The 18327-nt window shown below is 52.7% G+C and carries 14 protein-coding genes; 8 read left to right on the forward strand and 6 right to left on the reverse strand.

Translation table 11 applies throughout. From position 1 onward, the window contains the following. Positions 1–465: 465 nt before the first annotated feature. From C5S61_RS03380 to C5S61_RS03395, 4 genes are all read left to right on the forward strand, one after another. Positions 466–3099, forward strand: coding sequence for a sensor histidine kinase (locus C5S61_RS03380; RefSeq protein ID WP_110513702.1), 2634 nt, complete (start codon positions 466–468; stop codon positions 3097–3099). Positions 3100–3123: 24 nt separating this feature from the next. Further along, entirely contained in the window at positions 3124–4317 is a 1194-nt protein-coding gene (locus C5S61_RS03385; RefSeq protein WP_110513703.1) for a sensor histidine kinase, read from the forward strand. A 199-nt stretch (positions 4318–4516) separates the two neighbouring features. Continuing rightward, entirely contained in the window at positions 4517–4804 is a 288-nt protein-coding gene (locus C5S61_RS03390) for a (2Fe-2S) ferredoxin domain-containing protein (RefSeq protein WP_110513704.1), read from the forward strand. Between the two features lie 23 nt (positions 4805–4827). After that, positions 4828–5799: an MBL fold metallo-hydrolase gene (locus C5S61_RS03395; protein ID WP_110513705.1), complete on the forward strand. Its 972-nt coding sequence runs from the start codon at positions 4828–4830 to the stop codon at positions 5797–5799. Here the strand turns inward: C5S61_RS03395 and C5S61_RS03400 are convergent. From C5S61_RS03400 to C5S61_RS03420, 5 genes are all read right to left on the reverse strand, one after another. Then, positions 5764–7329: a M1 family aminopeptidase gene (locus C5S61_RS03400; protein WP_110513706.1), complete on the reverse strand. Its 1566-nt coding sequence runs from the start codon at positions 7327–7329 to the stop codon at positions 5764–5766. The genes C5S61_RS03395 and C5S61_RS03400 overlap by 36 nt on opposite strands. Positions 7330–7332: 3 nt before the next feature. Further along, positions 7333–8088 (reverse strand): GNAT family N-acetyltransferase, encoded by a 756-nt coding sequence (locus tag C5S61_RS03405; RefSeq protein ID WP_110513707.1) that lies wholly within the window; start codon positions 8086–8088, stop codon positions 7333–7335. Between the two features lie 49 nt (positions 8089–8137). Beyond that, positions 8138–8950: a hypothetical protein gene (locus C5S61_RS03410; RefSeq protein ID WP_110513708.1), complete on the reverse strand. Its 813-nt coding sequence runs from the start codon at positions 8948–8950 to the stop codon at positions 8138–8140. Positions 8951–9192: 242 nt separating this feature from the next. Beyond that, positions 9193–9558, reverse strand: a complete 366-nt coding sequence (locus tag C5S61_RS03415; RefSeq protein ID WP_012188143.1) for a response regulator — start codon at positions 9556–9558, stop codon at positions 9193–9195. A 63-nt stretch (positions 9559–9621) separates the two neighbouring features. Continuing rightward, positions 9622–10521, reverse strand: coding sequence for an oxidoreductase (locus C5S61_RS03420; protein WP_110513709.1), 900 nt, complete (start codon positions 10519–10521; stop codon positions 9622–9624). Positions 10522–10690: 169 nt separating this feature from the next. Here C5S61_RS03420 and C5S61_RS03425 point away from each other — a divergent pair, with 169 nt between their 5' ends. Together C5S61_RS03425 and C5S61_RS03430 are read left to right on the forward strand one after the other, a co-directional pair. Next, a complete protein-coding gene (locus tag C5S61_RS03425) occupies positions 10691–14575 on the forward strand; it encodes a HEAT repeat domain-containing protein (protein WP_110513710.1) in 3885 nt (1294 codons plus the stop codon). Next, complete coding sequence (locus tag C5S61_RS03430; protein WP_164689204.1) at positions 14572–15324, forward strand: response regulator; 753 nt, start codon at positions 14572–14574, stop codon at positions 15322–15324. Before C5S61_RS03425 ends, C5S61_RS03430 begins: the two co-directional genes overlap by 4 nt. A 38-nt stretch (positions 15325–15362) precedes the next feature. Here the strand turns inward: C5S61_RS03430 and C5S61_RS27040 are convergent, their stop codons facing one another. Beyond that, entirely contained in the window at positions 15363–16268 is a 906-nt protein-coding gene (locus C5S61_RS27040) for a peptidoglycan-binding domain-containing protein (protein WP_205701354.1), read from the reverse strand. A gap of 218 nt (positions 16269–16486) precedes the next feature. On the opposite strand from C5S61_RS27040, the gene C5S61_RS03440 reads away from it, so the two are divergent. Continuing rightward, on the forward strand, positions 16487–17455 hold the full coding sequence (locus tag C5S61_RS03440; protein WP_110513712.1) for an HNH endonuclease: 969 nt from the start codon (positions 16487–16489) through the stop codon (positions 17453–17455). An 81-nt stretch (positions 17456–17536) separates the two neighbouring features. Then, positions 17537–18298: a hypothetical protein gene (locus C5S61_RS27045; RefSeq protein WP_205701355.1), complete on the forward strand. Its 762-nt coding sequence runs from the start codon at positions 17537–17539 to the stop codon at positions 18296–18298. Positions 18299–18327 lie beyond the last annotated feature (29 nt).

The raw sequence follows: 18327 nt of genomic DNA on the forward strand, positions 1-18327 counted from the left end.
GGATGAAGGATGAGGGATGAAGGATGAAAGCCAATAGCCGAGGGATCGGGGGTCAGGGGTCGGGGATCAGGCGATGGGCTTTGGGCTGGCACGAACCTCATCCCAATAATCTGTGGAATCTGTGGCTAAAAACGTACTCTTCGTGTACTTCGCGGTTTTCGTCCTTCGTGCGCTTCGTGTCCTTCGTGGATCGGTTCTTTAACGCAGAGGCGTAGAGAAGCTATGGCTATTTGGCTCTTGGCTATCGGCATTGCAGAATAATCAGAGAAATCTGTGCAATCTGTGGCTAAAAACGTACTCTTCGCGTTCTTCGCGTGCTTCGCGGTTTCGTTCTTCGTGCGCTTCGTGTCCTTCGTGGATCAAAATCGCTTCGATCTTCGATCAGCTATTTTATGCTACACTAGAAGCCACCAAAAATACCTACAGATCTGACTCTGCTTCCAGCAATACACGGGGCGTTGGCCTATGACATCACAACCACGAAATGTTCGTTTTGGGGTTCAAGCGCGGGTTTTGTTGCTGGCATTGGGAGTTTCGCTGCCAGCGCTGATTATTGTTGGTTGGCTGAGCCTGAATGGCATCTCCCAAGCACGCTCGGCAGCAGTCAAGCAAAGCGAAAATACCCTCTTACTCCAAGCAGAAAATATGCTCATGAGTCGAGCAATCGATAAAGCCGAGTTGTATGATCAGGCTTTGTTGAGTGTGCAACGCCAAGTCCAAACCATGGTCAATATTACCCAACAGGCCTTTAGTCGCCCACTTGATCGGCTGGCAGATACGCGGCCCGACCCGTTTTGGCTGGCTGGCAGCGGCCCAACCCTAATTCCCCCCGATCAACTACGGCTCACCGTCGCCCGTGCGCGCCAAATCACTGGCGCACTCCAAAGCAATGTCAACCTGAACCCATTAATTTCCTTGGGCTATTTGGCCACCAAGGAAGGCGTGATGGTGCTCGATGATGTGCGGGTGGTCAGCGTTTTGCCCGATGGCTTCGATGCCCGCAAACGCCCGTGGTATCAGGCCGCCGAAGCTGCCAACGGCCCAACCTGGATCGGCACCTACGTCGATGCAGCAACCAAACAACTCAATATCACTGTCTCTGCTCCAGTCAACGTCAACGAACAAATGATTGGTGTCATTGGCATGGATTTGCTGCTGACCACGATTCAATCGGATGTGCTACGGATCGATGCTGGAACCTCGGGCTATGCCTTTGTGATGGATCACGATGGCAATATTTTGATTCGGCCTGAGCTTGAGGCTGGCAACACGCGCTGGGATGAAACCTTTCAAAAGCAAAATCTGTTTGAGAGCGATGATCCGAATTTTGCCTCGTTGCGCGAGAATATTCGCAATAATTTGCCGGGCGTAACTCGTTTGCAACTCGATGGCGGCGACCGCTATTTGGCCTACTCGCCAATGCGCACGGTTGGCTGGGTGGTGGCCTTGGTGCTGCCAATCGACGACGTAATTAGCCCCGCCCGCGATGCAAGTTTGGCAATCGAGCGCGAGCAACAGCAATTACGCCGCAATTTCCTCGCCGTATTGCTGATCGCCTCAGGCTTGATCATTATTTTGGCCACTGGCTTGGCACGAACGATCATCCGACCGTTGCGCGAGCTTGAGGTTGGCGCACAACGCATTGCCTCAGGCCAGCTTGATCAACAATTGGTCGTCCATGGCAACGATGAAATTGGCCGCCTCAGCCTTTCGTTTAACCAAATGAGCACGGCCTTGCGCGAAAAAGTCGATGCCTTGGAAGTTAATGCTCAGCAAATGGCGGCTATCAACGAAACCAGCAACGAATTAAAACGCCTACGTTCGTTGAATACCGTGCTTGATCACATCCCTCAATTGTTATGTCAACGACTAGGCTTTGATCGGGCTGTACTCTATTTGCTGCGCGACGATTTGATTGAAGTTGTGTCGGCTTCGTTTGGCCCGAATAATTACGAGCTTGAATCCGATTTTATGCGTTCGGCGCTCTCTGATCCAATCACGATTGAAAGCGACACCATCGAAGCCAGCGTGATCAAATCGCGCCAAGCGGTGATTGTTGATAATCCTTGGCAACACCCGCAAGTGATTCAGTCCAAGCAATTTATTTCTGGCGGCGATTCGTATGTGCAAGCGCCTATTTTGGGCCGTGAAAAAGTGCTGGGCCTGATTTCCGCCGACTACTACGAGCAAGGCCGCTTGGTAACAATCCAAGATGCAGCCTTGTTGCTCAACTTTGCGGATATGGTTGGCTTGACGATTGAAAACGCCTTCTCATTCCAAAACTTGGAAGATTTGGTGGCCCAACGCACTGGCGAGTTGCGTGAAGCCCTCGACCGCGCTCAAGCAGCCGATCGCTTGAAATCGCAGTTTTTGGCGAGCATTTCGCACGAACTACGCACGCCGTTGAATGCAATTATTGGCTTCTCAACCGTGCTGATCGATGAACTTTCGCCAGTAATCGTCGAAGAACAGCGCGAAGACCTTGAGACGATCAACAAAAACGGGCGCTATTTGCTCGATCTGATCAACGATATTTTGGATATGGCGCGGATCGAAGCTGGCAAATTTGCCTTGCACCGCGAAGCAACCGCCGTGCTGCCAGTTGTGCAATCGGCAGTCGATATTATGCACGGGCTGAATTCCAAGCCTGTGACCATGCGCATCGATATTGCGCCCGACTTGCCGCCGATGGATGTTGACCCAACGCGGCTGCGCCAAATTGTGATTAACCTGATTTCAAATGCGGTAAAATTTACCGATCGCGGCCAAATTGTGGTGCGCGCAACGCGGCGGATTGTGCACGAAGCCACGCCAATTGGCTCGCACTATCTTTTGCCCGGAGATTGGATTGTGATTAGCGTCCAAGATACAGGCATTGGGATGGATGCAGAAGCTTTGAGCAAGCTGTTTCAAGAGTTTCAGCAAGTGCATGCCAGCGCCAGAGGTATTTTGGGGTCGGGCTTGGGGCTTTCAATTACGCGCCGTCTGGTCGATTTGCACGATGGCGATTTGTGGGTTGATAGCAAAGTTGGGGTTGGTAGCACCTTCTCATTTGCGATTGCCACCGCCAACACCCAAGCTCCAATTGAGCAACAATAACCTAGTTAGAAGGAAATAACCGTCATGGCAGGTTCGACGCGGGTTCTTTACATTGAAGATAATCACGATAATCAACGCTTAGTTCGGCGGGTACTTGCAACCCGTGGCTATCAGATTATCATCGCCAATGACGGCAACGAAGGTTGGAAATCGGCCCAAACTGATCGCCCAGATTTGATTCTGATGGATATTAATTTGCCAGGCTTGAATGGCTACGAATTAACCACCAAATTCAAAGCCACGCCGCAACTTGCCGATGTCCCAATTGTGGCCCTAACAGCCAACACCACGCCTGGCGATCGCGAACGGGCCTTGGCTGCTGGCTGCGATGGCTACATCTCCAAGCCAATCGACCCTCGCGCCTTGCCCGATTTGGTGGCTAGCTACATCGGCGGCACGCGCGAAGTTTTGGCCAGCACCGATGCGCCCAGCGTCATGCGCGAATACAGCCAACAACTGGTCGGGCGCTTGGAATCGCATGTGCGCGAGCTGGAGCATGCCAATACGCGGCTGACACGGCTGGATCAGGCCAAAAACGATTTCTTGGCGACGATTTCGCACGAGCTGCGCACGCCATTAACCGTCATTCACGGCTACCTGGATTTATTAAATATGCAAGCGCTTGGCCCGATTAGCGATGGCCAACGCGAAGCCTTGGAATTGATGAAACGCAACAGCACACGCCTGTTACGCCATATCAACGACCTGATTTACCTACAACAAGTGCGCTCCAACCAAATGGATTTTACCCAAGCAGATTTGCGCGGCGTGGTGCAATCGATTTGCAACGATATGCAACCAACCTTTGGCGAGAAAAACCAAACCTTGGTGCGCAATATCTACGTTGGCGGCATCCAAACGCCCTTGATGATTCATATGGATGTGCATGGCGTTGATAATGCAGTGCGCCACTTGTTGGAGAATGCCAGCCAATACACCAATGCTGGTGGCGTGATTCAAGTTTCGGTCTATCAAGATGATCAATTGGTGCGGGTTTCGATTCGCGATAACGGCGTGGGGATTCCCGAAGCTGATTTCGAACGCATTTTCGAGCCATTTGTGCGCTTGGATGATACCTTGGCTAGCACTGGCGGGGCCGGCTTGGGCTTGGTGATTGCCAAACATGTTGCCGAGGCCCACAATGGCACAATTGCCGTCGAAAGTACCATGGGCGTTGGCAGTATCTTCACCCTGCAACTGCCAGTTAATCATCAATAACCCAACCCAAGCTCTCGGGCCAAGCACGCCAGAGAGCTTGGCTATTTAAGCAGCAATTAACGAGCGAGCCTAGCAGATTATCGGCCTTGGACTAAAATTAAAAAAGCTTGCTTATACCCAAAATAGGCATAGATTGCTGTTGACAGCAGCTAGGCGCTGGCCTATCATACCCATAGAGAACGGGTGAATAGCAAACTGAATGAATCAGCAATCAACGTATCGCATCTATCTTTGTCATGGGTTGCACTGTGGAAGCCAACTGGCCGAGGTGCAACGCAATTTTGAGCACGCACTTGCTGCTGCCGATTTACACGAAACCGTTGAAGTACGTCTGAGCAACTGCCTTGGTCGCTGTGAACGTGGCCCAAATGCAATCATTCAGCCCGGACGGGTCGTCTATTGCCAACTCAATGGCACAGCGATTAACCGAATTGTGCATGAACATCTCTTAACCAATACCCCTATCGTAGAATTACGTGACGAGTAAGCATTGCAACATCGAGGGCACTCATGACGCAGGAATTTGTAACCCAATTTTGGGGAGTGCGCGGCAGTCATCCTAGCACTGGCGCTGAGTTTAGCAAAACAGGTGGCAATACTTCGTGTGTTGAAATGCGCGTAGCAGGCCAGCAATTGATTTTTGATGCTGGTACTGGCATTGTGGAGCTTGGCCATCAATTATTAAACCAAGTCAATCCCCGCCCAATTTTAATTTTGCTTTCCCATTATCACCATGATCATATTCAAGGCTTGCCGCATTTCCCGCCACTCTACCGCGAAGATCAGATGATCTATATCGTGGCTCCGTGGAATCTCTATCAAGATCGGGTTTGGGAATTATTGGCCAGCGCTTCATCACACTCAATGCTGGCCGAACGCCCGGGCTTGTTGGCCCGCCGCCGCACTTTGTTAATCGAAGGTGGCGAGCGCTTGTGGTGGAATGCAGATGCGCCTACGCCGCTGCGCATTGCCAACGATGAGCAGGAGCAATGTCCTGCTGGCTCGGTGGAAATTCGCGCCTATCATTCGTTAGGTCACCCCCGTGGCGGCTCGATGTGCTATCGGATTGAGCAAAATGGGGTCAGTGCGGTCTACGCAACCGATATTGAATCGTATATTGGCACCGATCAGCGCTTGGCTAATTTTGCCCGTGATAGCGAATTAATCATCCACGATGCCCACTATACGCCAACCGAATATGCCAACCCCAAGGCCAGCCGCCAAGGCTGGGGCCATAGCACCTGGGAAATGGCCATCGAATTGGCGCATGTGGCAAATATCAAGCAAGTCGCGTTATTTCATCACGAACCAGCTCACACCGATAGCCAAATCGACCAGATCGAGGCCGATGCCCAAGCAGTCTATCCCTTGGCATTTGTGGCCCGAGAAGGCATGCAGGTCGATTTATTGGCCAGAATCAACGAACGCTCGCAAGGCCAATCGTTCTCACCAGTCGAGCCAGCTATCCAGCCACTCGCCTAGTGCTTGGCCGCTGCTTTGCTCCATCGCCGCTTGGAAATCGCTGCGGCTGATAATTTGATAGCGCTGCTGGGTGTTAAGTTGGGTCAGACCTTGAAAGAAGGCTTGATCGCCAAGCTTGATGCGCAGTTGATGCAGCATCGCCGCGCCTTTGCCATACACTGCGCGATAATAGCTGTTGAATGAGGGATATTCGTTAATCGCTAAGCCTGCTGGCCAGTTGCCATTGGCGTGATTGCTGTGCTCCAAACGCTCGATTTCGCCTGTGTAATAGCTATTGGCGGCGGCTTGACCAAGCACATCTTGGGTTGCAACGTAGGTCAAATAATTGGCCAAGGCCTCATCGAGCCAAGCCTCGCGATAAATATCATTGCCTAAAATGCCATACCACCACTGATGCGCAACCTCGTGGAACACCACATAATCAATCTCGCGGTTGACCACAGAATCGATCAAAATAATTGTATAGGCGGGGTATTCGATACCACCACGACTATCCCACGGCATCACATGCAAATCGAGTTTACGATAGGGATACGCGCCAAATTTGGCTTGATAACTGCTCAAAGCCCCCGCCGCCATCTCGCGCACCCGCTCAAGGTCAAGATACTCGGGGCCAAAAGCGGTCACTTCAAGTTCATCAATCATTGTGCTGCTGCTTGAAAATTCGCCAATGGCAGCAGCCCATTCGCGAACTGGCCCGCTAACATAGGTGCGAACGCTACGATCAGCGCTTTGACGCAATACACTGCCTGCGCCAATAACCTCGTACTCAACAGGCAAATTGAGTTCGACCAGATAGAGCGCCGTTTCAGCCAACACCCGATCAGGAAAGCGCGTCACATCCATGCGCCAATCGTTGGTCGCAACATCCCAACGCGCCAGCATTGGATAGGCCGAAAGCAAAGGATACGAGCCATCGGGCCAAGCCTTGATCGTGCCAGCAAAGCTCGTATTGATCACAACCTGTTGATTGGGGGCTAATGCTGTGGCGAGGTTAATCCGAAAGGCGCTATTTTCTGCTTCGCGACTAATCGTTAGCTCGCCAGCGTTACTCCACGCCTTGGTTACATTCAGCGTTGTATCGCCGCCATCGCCTTGCACATCGGGCGGAAAATTGGGATATGAGCGCAAAACCACACTATTGATGCTTGCGCCGGTTGTGTTGGTATAGCTAATAACTTGGCTGCCGCTATAGCTGCCTGCCGCTGGATCGAGCGTGATCTGCATTGCGTAGCGCGGCATACTTGGATCGTTGGCATCGCTGGCAAATGCTGGGCGCAGCGCGCTTGCTTGCTCGTTTGGCCATACATCGGCGATTGGCGTTGGTTGAGGTGGCAGCGGAAGTGTGGTTGGAGTTGGAACCGGTGGCGTATAGGCTGGCACTGGCTCCCATGTTATCAACGCATTGAGATTAATCAGCGTTGGCTCGGCTGTTGGGTTGGCAAATGCTGCCTGATTGCTGTTCGCAGGCGGCGCTTGGCCACAGCCAACCATAATCAATACAAACCCCAGATAAAGCCAACGGCGCATGGGCTACTCCTCGGTTGCCGCCAAATGGGTGGCGATTTGTTGAAAGCCAATTTTGGCATAGGTTGCTTGGGCAATCGCATCGGCGGCAAACAAAAATGCCAATTTGCCAGCCTTGGCATAATGGTCGGCAACCAAAAAACTGGTCAAACTCGCCGCCGCCCCGCGCCGTCGCCAACCTGGCAGGGTTGCAATCGCTACCAACTCGACCACGCCCGAAGGGGTTGGTTTATAGCCACCAACGGCGGCCAATTCGCCCTCAATCAGTGCCATAGCATAGCGCCAACCAGCATCCAAGGCCTCGTGCAAACTATCAACATCAGCTTGGCCAATTGCTGAATAATCGCCAAAGCCAAGCCGCGTCACTTGGCGATACAACCCCAGATCATCGGCGGTCGTGAGCCAACGTAATTCAACAGCGGGGTTATGGTAAGGCTGAAAGTTCTCTGGTGGGCAAATCATCTGCGGGTTACGATGATCGACCTTGATGCCAGCGGTTTGCAGCATTGATGCTAATTCTGGCCATAGCTCATCCGTCCATTCAAAGCGCAGCTGGCGTTGATGTTGCTGAAACACTTGGCGCAGCGCTGGCAAATTGGCCGCCGCATTTTCGAGCGGCGCAATCGGCAGCGCATAATTAAACCATGGCGCTGGATCATCAGGGTGAATCAAGGCCACAAACGGCGGCACCTGAATCGGGGTACAAACTTCGCTAGCGACCTGCTGTACACTAGCTTCAATTGCTTGCAATAGTTCAATCATGCAAAGCCTAAAAAAAAGCGAGCAGCCTTAAACTGCTCGCTTACACCAATTAACCAACCACAAGCAACAAAATAGCTGCCACGATCAAGGTTGCCCCAAAGCCAATCAACAGATAAATGCCATACTTTTGCAAGAAATTTTCGTTGTTGAGCGGCGCTGGTGGTGCAGTAAAGCCACCTTGGGCTGGCGGATTATAGCTTTGCTGCACGGTTTGATAGTTCTGGCCCTGACCATAGCCTTGTTGGCTTGGGGGCGCGTATTGGTTTTGTTGCTGCGCTGGTGGCGCATATTGATTTTGGGCTGGTGGCGCATATTGGTTCTGCGCTGGCGGTGCGTATTGGTTTTGTTGCTGCGCTGGTGGTGCATATTGATTTTGGGCTGGTGGCGCATATTGGTTCTGCGCTTGCGCTGGATACGATTGATCAACTGGAGCATTGCCATATTGCGCTCGGGCCTGACCTGGGCTCATAATCACCGTTTGATCAGGGAACGCTTGATGGGTGGCTGGAGCTGCTGGCGTATTCGCCACCGCACCACCGCGCATTGAGCTAACATTATCTGGCGCAGCTTGAACTGCTTGAGCAGCTTGGGCAGCTTGCGCTTCGGCCTTAACTCGCAACGCTTCAGCGCGCAAGGCCGCCATCTCCTCGGGATTGAGTTGGACAGTCGCATACGGATTTTCCAACTTCTTGTTGGTTGACGGCGCAGCATCGGCCTCGTTCAAACGCGTGGTGGCAAATTGATTCGCTTTATCTTTTTCTTGTTGCAATTCGGCTCGCATGGCGGCCAAATCGTCAGCGGTTAACTGCACGGTAGCTTTTGGATCGTGCAATTTCTTATCTTCATTTGGGCGATCACTCATCGCAAAGCCTCCATAGGGCGAGTGTTTGTTCGTCGCTTGCTACGCTATCATATTCAGGGGCAAAAATCAAAAGAATTTTGGATGAGAAATTGAGCAATTTTCACAATTGGCCAATTTTGGGCAACAAAAGCCCCTTGGGTTTGGTTAACCGCAAGGGGTATCGTAGTAAAAATACACGAATTACAATCGAGAACGAGACCATCGCGACGAACATGGTCGCACTGGTCGGCACAAAAAGACCACTAATCACTCACCATGGTGTTGATTAAGTCGATGAATGTATCGACCTCGAACGGCTTTTGTAAAATAACAGCACCTTCTTCTTCAAGGTCGCTGAACCATGGCTTACGATTAAGCGCCGTGACGATCACCATAGGAATGCCTTCATCCTGTATCCGCTCGCGAATTTGATTGAATGCCTCAACCCCATCCATCTCTGGCATCATAATGTCTGAAATAATCAGATCAGGTTTTAAGGTTTCAAGTTGGGCAATGCCCTCGACTCCGTTATTCGCCAGCACGACTTCATAGCCGACCTCGCGCAGGGCGATCTCCATCACCATCTGGAGTGCGAGATCATCATCCATGATGAAGATTGTTTTTGCCATATCTTCGATCCTTCTTTCAGCGCCATGGTTTGGCTATTATACCATGGCGCAGGCTGGCTCCCGTCATGCTGCTTCAACGCCGCGTTCGAGTTGCTGGCGCGCCCAAATTGGCCAATGCGGTGTGGCCGAAATTGCCGTTTCAAGGCCCACCAAATCGGCACAGCCTTCGCGCAACATATCTTCGGCAATCCACGGGTCGCCAAGCATGCCATGGGCAATTAATGGCACATCAACAATGCTGCGGATGCCCGCCACCAAGGGAATTTGCCAGCCAGGAAATTGGGCAATTGGCGCAACCGAACGCCCAACCACAATATCGAGCAGATCAACGCCCGCCGCCACCAATTCGTGGGCCAAAACTCGACTTTCCTGCAAACTCACGCCATCGGGTACGAGATCATCGACGACCAAGCGCACGCCCACCACAAAGCGTCGCCCAAGCCAACCGCGAATCGCCTCGATGCTTTCGAGCAACAACTGGCTGCGCGAGGTTGGGGGCACTTGTTTGCTGACCCGCATTTGATGAAAGAACGAGCCAGTGTTGGCATCAATCACCACGCCCGGGCAACCAGCAGCATAGGCGCGCCAAGCAGCAAACAGCAGTTGTTCGCGCAAGTTGGGCCAATGGGTTGGCTGAAGCATTGGTTCTGGTTGGCTGGCAAGCTGCAAGAGTGGCAAGCACTGGCTTTGATATTCGTGCAAGCATTGGTTCAAATTACGAAAGGCCTGAATATGCGCATCGGCGCTCAAGCCAGGTTTGGCTAGATTTGGGCTTGGCTGCACCAACACTGGCTCGCTGATAATCAAGCCAATGCCATAGCTGCTCCAGCGCCCATATTCCAAAATTAGGCTCCGATTGAGAAAGCCGCCGCCATGGCTAAATCGGCTTGGGACAGGCGTTGCCACCAAGCGATTGGTTAAGGCGAGTGTTCCTAGTTGAATCGCTGAAAAAAGACGTAGCATGGTCAAAACCTCCGCTGCTATTGTGCGCCGAAGCAAGTGGCTTTGACAAGCTGTTTAGGCCCAAAAAATGGCTAAAATAGCCGAGTGTCACCGAACTGTAATTTATTTTAATTGAGCCAGCCGCTCCAAACGAGTACCCTAGAACTATCCAAGCAAGGAGTGGCAGATTATGGCGATTGCACCATTTGATCGATTGTTGTTACCTCGGCTACGGCGTGCGCAACGCCAGCGTAGCTATGCTCGCTATGTGCAGGCACGTTGGGCCGAGCGCTTTCCCGCCCGCGTTCTGCCAACAATCGGCAGTTTGGTGTTGCAACTTAGCCCAATGCCCGCCAATGGCCAACACGCCAATCTCTGGCAAGCGCTCGAACTCGACCATCGGATTCGCTTGGTTGGCAGCTTGGGCAGCGGGCGTTCGTTGGTATTAATCAATATGCTCTTGCACTGGTGCGCCACCCAAGAACGCTTGCCCGGCTTGTTTCCAATTTTGCTGCATGTGCCCAGCGCCACCGAATCGCCAGATGCGACGCTGGCCCGTACCTTGGCCGAAGCTGGCTTTGCCAACGATCGCTTGGGCATTGAGCGCGGCTTGGCTTCTGGCAAATGGATGTTGCTGCTCGATGATCTTGAGGAAGCACAACCCCATATCGCCGAGCATTGGCGCAACTGGTTGTTTGATTTGACTGAGCGTTATCCAGCGCTCTCGGTAGTTGCGACCGACCATAGTAGCAACCCAAACTGGGATGGTTGGCAAACCTGGCAGGTGCAAGCGCCTGATGCACCTATTTTGGAGCAATGGTTGCGCCATTTGTTGCCCAACGAGGAGCCAGCGCTTTTATTGCCGCCACTATTAAATGATGGTCGCGGGCGCTTGGTGGCCGAACGCTTTGCAGATGTGGCAATTTTGGCCGCAACCTACCCAACCCATGGCTTTTCGGCCAATCGCGTGCGCATGTATGCAGCCGCCGTCGATCGCGCCCTGCGTCCGGTGGCTGGTGGCGATTTGCCCAAAGTGCGCACGGCATTGGCAGGCTTGGGCTATGCTTGGCTCCAAGGCGAAAACATCAAAGCAGTGTATTGGTTGCAGCCAAGTTTGGTGGCGCTCAATGGCTTGGTGCAGGTGGATCAGCGTGGGCTGGTGCGCTTTCGCTCGCCATTGTTTGCCTTGTTTTGTGCCGCCTTGCACTTAGCAGCTCATCACGCATGGCACGATTTCGATTTGGATAATCCGTTGTGGCATGAATTATTGCCCTTGACTGCTGGCCTTTTGGCCGACCCAGCCCCGCTGTACAACGCAATTCGCGGCAATAGCCCGCTGACCAGCGAACGGGTGTTGTTGCTTGGGCGCTGCTTGCGCGAACATCATGTGCCGATTGCAGGCTGGAGCGCGGCAATTATTCGGGCATTGGTGCATGTTGCTCGCCATGAGCCAGCCTATAGCGAGCAAATTTGGCAGTTGCTCGAAAGCATGGAAAGTGTGGTCAGCGCCACATTAGCTGAGCAACTGAGCAACGGCTCCGAAGGCGAAGCCTGGGCGCTAAACGTCGTCCGCAGCATGCCCAGCCATCTGGCGCTCAACTATTTATTGGATATGCTGAGCGATAGTCGGCTGAGCTATACCACCCGCCAAAGTGCGGCCCAACAGCTGTTTGCCATGCACGATCCTGAATTAACGCCCCGCTTGATCAGCTTGGCTCAACGCCAGCACGATGATTGGGGCCAGCTGCTGGTTAATTATTTGCTCGCCCACAACAGCCATGCAGGCCGAAGCTATTTACAAACCCAATTGCATGCTGGGCGGATTATTTTCTATTTACACTGCGAGCCAAACGGCGCACGCTTTGTTGTAGCCACCGCCAGCGCCTTGCTCGATGACCATGCTTTGGATCAGCAGGTGCATTTGCATGCCTCGCTGGCCTTGCAGGGTTGCGCGACCGAACGCACTGCGCCAGCCTTATTGAATGCCTGTACTGCTGCCAGCGCACCGTTGCGGGCGGCGGCGCGGCAAGCCTTGTTGCAAGCAACACCAAGTTTGGCGGTGCGCGCCTTGGGTCGCTTGGTGCTCGGCGATGATGTGCATTGGACAGCCCGCTACGAAGCCTTGCACGAACTGATGCGCTTCGAGCGCAGTGGCGCAAATCCATTATTGTTGCGGGTTGTGACCTCGCAATTGCCCTTGGCTGCTCGCTTGGAAGCAGCGCAAACGATTATGCAACGCCAGAACGAAACCAGCGAGCGCTTGATTCGGCTGCTCGAACAGCCACAGCTTGGCAATGCCTTGCGTAGCGGAATTATCTATCGCAGCGATCCGCAAACCCAACCATTATTGCTGCCTCGCTTGCTGACCCTCGCCTGCGATCAAACAGCGTTTATGGTGCGGGCTGCGGCAATCAGCACGCTGGCAAATCTAAAAAATGACGAAGCCCAAGCAGTGTTGGCGGGCATTGTCGAACACGAACGCCACGATCTGCAAGCCTTGCTCGCGGCAATCGTTGGGCTTGGCACGCGCCACGATGAAAGTGGCATTTGGGCCTTACGCACGATTATCATTGGCGAGTTGCCCCAGCAATTGGAGCTTGCTTGGCAACAAGAATTGCCCATGGGCTACTTGCACGAAGCACCGCTGCAATGGCCAGTTGCGAGTTTTTCGCCCGCCTTGCAATGGCGCTGGGCCGAAGCGTTGGCAGTTGGCAATACCAGCGCCGACCCGCCAACCAGCCTCGCCGAATTAGTTGGCCGCGAAGTGCATAATGTCCGTTCAGCAGCCGCCCAAGCGCTGAGCAAGATTGGCGGTTCTGCTGCGCGCTCGGTGTTGTACGAAGCATTGACTGGCAATCCAGATCGCTATAGTCTCACCGTTGCGCCCGTGGTGGCGGCCCAATTAGCCAATTGCGATGCAGAATATGAATTGGCCCAAACCGTTGGCACAGGCCAGCCATTGTTGCGCTGGGTTGCCGCCAACACCTTGAGCCAACAAGCCCAACCAAAGCCAAGTTTGCACCAAATGTTGATCAATAATCAGCTTGATCCGCAAACCCGTAGCGCCATGCTCACCGCTCTGAGCGGCGATAATCATCTTGCACCGTTGCTCGAAACGATGATTGTTGATGATCATACGCCGCTCAGTTTGCGGGTTGATGCAGTGCATAGCTTTCACAAATTGAACATGGCCCATAGCGAAGGTTTGCTGTTGGCATTGTTGACATCCAATCACGCCGAGCCAGCCTTGCATGTCGCCGCCTTAGATTGTTTGGTGGCTCCAGTTTCTGAGGCGAGTTTGAACACGGTGCGCCAGATTTTGCGCGACCCACGGCCAATCGTCGAGGTAGCGGCGGCAGCCTTGCGTTGCTTGGGAAGGATCGCTGATCGCGAATCGATTGCCTTGTTTTTGCGCTACGCCCAGCACGACAGCCCAAGCCTGGCAATTCCGGCGATGGATGGCTTGCGCTTCTTGCAAGAGCCAACCGCTATTGCCTTGCTCAATCGCTTGGCCCAAGCAGGCGGCAAAAGCACCAGAATTCGCTTGCATGCGCTACGGGTGTTGTTGGAGCTTGAAGGCGCGATTCATCTTGGCTTGGTGCGCGAACTAGCCAAAAGCGGCTCAATTGGCACGCGTTTGTTGGCGCTGGAAATTCTGTTGGCAGCAGCCAAAACGCCACTCGATACCTTGGAATTTTTGCGGCCCCACAACCCCTTGCCCTTACGCTTGCGGGTGGCTCAAGCCTTGGCCGAGGCCGACGACGAAGCAACTTTGCAGCACTTAGCCGAATTAGTGCACAGCGATCGTGAAGCGCTGGCAATTCGCAGTCTCGCCCTAAGTAGTTTATGTCAAGCTCGGTATACGCCAGTATTGGGCGATGTCGAAGCCTTGGCCGCCGAGCAAACGACACCGCTGATGTTGCGGCGGCGGGCGATTGCAGGTTTGCGGGCTTGGCGCAACGAGCCAACCACAATGCTCAGTTTAAGTCAGCTGGCCGAAAGCGCTGATCCTGCTAGCAGCGCATGGGCCTTGGCAGTCCTGCTCGATCTGCCGCTATTGCAGGAGGCAGCGTGAATGGCTCAGCCCACATTTTAGTTGTCGAAGATGATCCAGCGATTGGGCGTTTGTTGCTGATGCACTTGCGCGAGGCTGGTTGGCAAGCCATGCTGGCAAACACTGGCATGGCAGCGCTGCGTTTATGGGCCAGCGATTGCTTCCAGATCATTTTATTGGATGTGATGTTGCCCGATTTGAGTGGCTGGGAATTGTGCCAGCAATTTCGGGCTGAAAGTAACGTGCCAATTTTAATGCTCACCGCCAAAGCGAGCGATGATGATGTGGTACGCGGGTTGAATCTGGGCGCTGATGATTATTTGACCAAGCCATTCAGCCAAGCCCAATTAATTGCCCGCGTGCAACGCTTAATACAGCGTCAAGCCTTGCTTGAGCCAGCCCAACCAACGCCAAGTTTGCTGGCTGAGCAACCAGAAGTAATGCCAATTCACAGCCCAATGGGCGCGGCCTTACTGCGCGAGGCGCGCCAAAAAGCTGGCCTCAGCTTATACGCCGTCGAACGGCGTAGCGGGATTCGATGGGATTATTTGCAAGCGATCGAACAAGGTTCGTTTATGCAAATTCCCTTGAAGCAGATCAAGCCGTTGTTGCTGCAATATTGCGAATTATTGCAGGTTGATGCTCGGCCAGTCTTTGCCCATGCCCAGCAAGTGTATTTAGCCTCGCCAGAATATCATCCGCGCCGCACGTGGCCATGGCTAGTTGCCGTCAGTTGCATCATTGTGATTGTACTGGTGATGTTGTGGTAAGCGCACCAAGCAGAGATACATTGGTGCGCTTGTATCATTTAATAGAAGAGAATATCCCAGTGGTTGGCAAAATATTCATCAGCATAGATGCTGCCATTGGCATCGCGATATTGGGGAGCGCCATCGCTGCGATTGCCAATTGAGGTATAGCGGGTTGTGATGTAATTGGTTACGCAGCTCACGCGGCTAATATCGACTTTATAGCCGTTATAGTGGCTATACGTACCGCTTGAGTGGCCAATTTCAGTGCCGCCAGTGACATTAAAACTACAGCCTGAAGCCTGCTTAAAGCCAATCACGCCAGTGATCGTGTTGCGGCGAATTTGCTCCAATGAGGTACAGGTGCGGTTGTTACGATCGCTACAATTGCCACTCGAAACCACCGGAATGCCAGCAGCACTGAGCATCGCCCGTGCTTCAGCATCGGTCAAATAGGTTGACGTACCACCGCTGGCCGTGCCCGATAACAAGGCAGCCCACGTATCGCCGCCAACAATGCCATCAGCACCCAAGCCTTTGCTTTGTTGAAAACTGACCACCGCGTTATGCGTGCCAGCGCCAAACGCGCCATCGATGCTCAAGCTATAGCCATATTTGTTTTTGAGCTGGCGTTGCAGCGCATTGACGGCGCTGTTCGTATCGCCTTGGCGCACCACAACGAACAATTTCTCCCACGATTGCGCCCCAACAATGCCATCGGCGCTAAGGCCATTCGCTTGCTGAAAGCTTTTGACCACCGTTTCGGTGCCTGTGCCAAACGCGCCGTCAGCAACTACGCTATAGCCGCGAAAACTGAGGCTTGCTTGGAGCGTCACAACATTTTCGCCGCTATCGCCTTTGCGCACGATCGGCCACGAACGCGCAGCAGCAGCTTGGGGATAAAAAAAGGGCAGGGCCAACACCAATAATGCCAACATTCCGATCGTCGTCCGCATTCGTTGCATTGCTAGCTCCTAAGGCTCGGCGATTGGCTGAACGCAGCAAGCAGATAGTTTTTGGGCTGAATTTTGGGGAAACTCACTGCCGAATCGGCCAATCCGAGGCTGTGGTGGATTGATGCAGCCTAGTATACCATTCTTGGGAATCAAGGCAGCAACAATTGACAAGCAGCCCTACAATCTGCATAGTAACCAAAAGCGTTTGTAGCATTGAGGGAATATGGATGCTTACATTCTATCAACAGGCTTTTGAAAAACTTAAGCTCTCGCCAGCGCAATCGTGGCCAGAAAGCACCTATTTTCGTGCGCCATATAAGCCATTCATGCTGCTTGCCGTCAGCGATTTAATAGCAACAGGCACAATTACGCACAATTTTATCGAATATTCCGATCTGCTGCTTGAAACCTTCGACCGCTATTGGCAGATGTTGTTTGATTCGACAAAATTAGCCAATCCAATCCAGCCATTTTTCTACCTGCGAAGCGAAGGTTTTTGGCATTTGCAAGCCCAACCAGGCATGGAGCAACGATTAGCAGCGACAACCGACATCAAAACGATCGGCCAATTAAAGCAACTTGTGGTTGGCGCAAAACTTGATCAAGCATTATTTGACTTGCTCCAACAGCCATTTGCCCGCGAACAACTACGCCAAAGCTTAATTCAACCCTATTTCATGCGCGAATTACAGCCAGCGCTCGCCACAATTGGCCAAATGAATACGGCCATTTTCAGCTATGCTGATCTTTTAGTTGAGCACAGCCAGCGCACATTTCGCGAAATTCCAGCAATCGATACGCCCTATCTGGTCGAAGTTCGCTCGAGCGCTTTTCGGCGGGTCGTTGTGCCAAATTATGATTATTGTTGTGCAATTTGTGGTATTCGGATTATCACTCCAGAGGGTCGCAGCGCCGTTGAGGCTGCACATATTATTCCGTGGAGCAAAAGCTACAACGATGATCCACGCAATGGAGTGTCGTTATGTGGCTTACACCATTGGCTGTTCGATCAAGGCTTATTGACGATCACGCCAAACTATCAGATCCAAATCTCACGCCTAGTTGCTGAGCAACCAGCAGCCAATCAAGCGGTATTGATGTTTGCTCAGCAGCCAATCCAATTGCCCCAGCAAAAGCAGCTTTATCCAAACCAAATAGCCCTAGATTGGCATAATCAGCATGTTTACCGCCGATAAAGCTGCACGATCCACATTTGTGCCATAGGTCGTTGCTAAAGTAGCTCCAACAATCAGTTGAAGTATTGAAGGAGTTCAGCGATGCAACGTTTTCTTGGTTTTATGTTAATCAGCCTACTCTTGCTGGCATGTGGTCAAACGACTGGTCAAAACATTGAATCAGCGGCGAATGAAATCCAAGTGGCGCAAGCAGTGCCAACCGACAAACCAACGCCAAAACCGACTGCCAAGCCACGTCCAACCAATACGCCGCGCCCAACGGCCAAGCCCAAGCCAACGCGCACACCACGCCCAACGGCGACCGCCACGCCTATTCCAGAGCCAGTGATCTTGACAGGGGTTGGCCAAACCGTCACCGATGCGTTTATGCCGCCTAGTCCAGTCAGCATTATCAAATTAACCCATACTGGCCGTCGCAACTTTATCGTCAAAGCCTATACCGATGGCGGCGATGAAAGCTATTTGGTCAACGAAATTGGCAATTACACTGGTTCGCGCGTGCTTTACGGCGATAGCAGCAGCTTTTTGGAAATCAATGCAGATGGCGAATGGACTGCTGAAATTGTGCCAATTGGCTTTGAAGCAGCAGCCGCCAATGGCTTCAGCGGCACAGGCGATATGGTCAGCGGCCTGTTTATGCCCAGCAAAGAAGGGCCGATTCCATTCCAATTTAGCCACAATGGCGATAGCAACTTTATCGTTCAAGTTACCTGCCAAGGTGGCATGGATTATGCCCAAAACGAAATTGGCGCAGTTGATGGCTCGGCAATCGTCAAATTCAGCGAAGGCCCATGTTTGTGGGATGTGCAGGCCGATGGCGCTTGGACAATTAGCCCGAAATAAAGCAAAAGCCCACAGATCGCGACTGATCT

This window comes from Herpetosiphon llansteffanensis, from assembly GCF_003205875.1.
In the GTDB taxonomy this organism is placed as follows: domain Bacteria; phylum Chloroflexota; class Chloroflexia; order Chloroflexales; family Herpetosiphonaceae; genus Herpetosiphon; species Herpetosiphon llansteffanensis.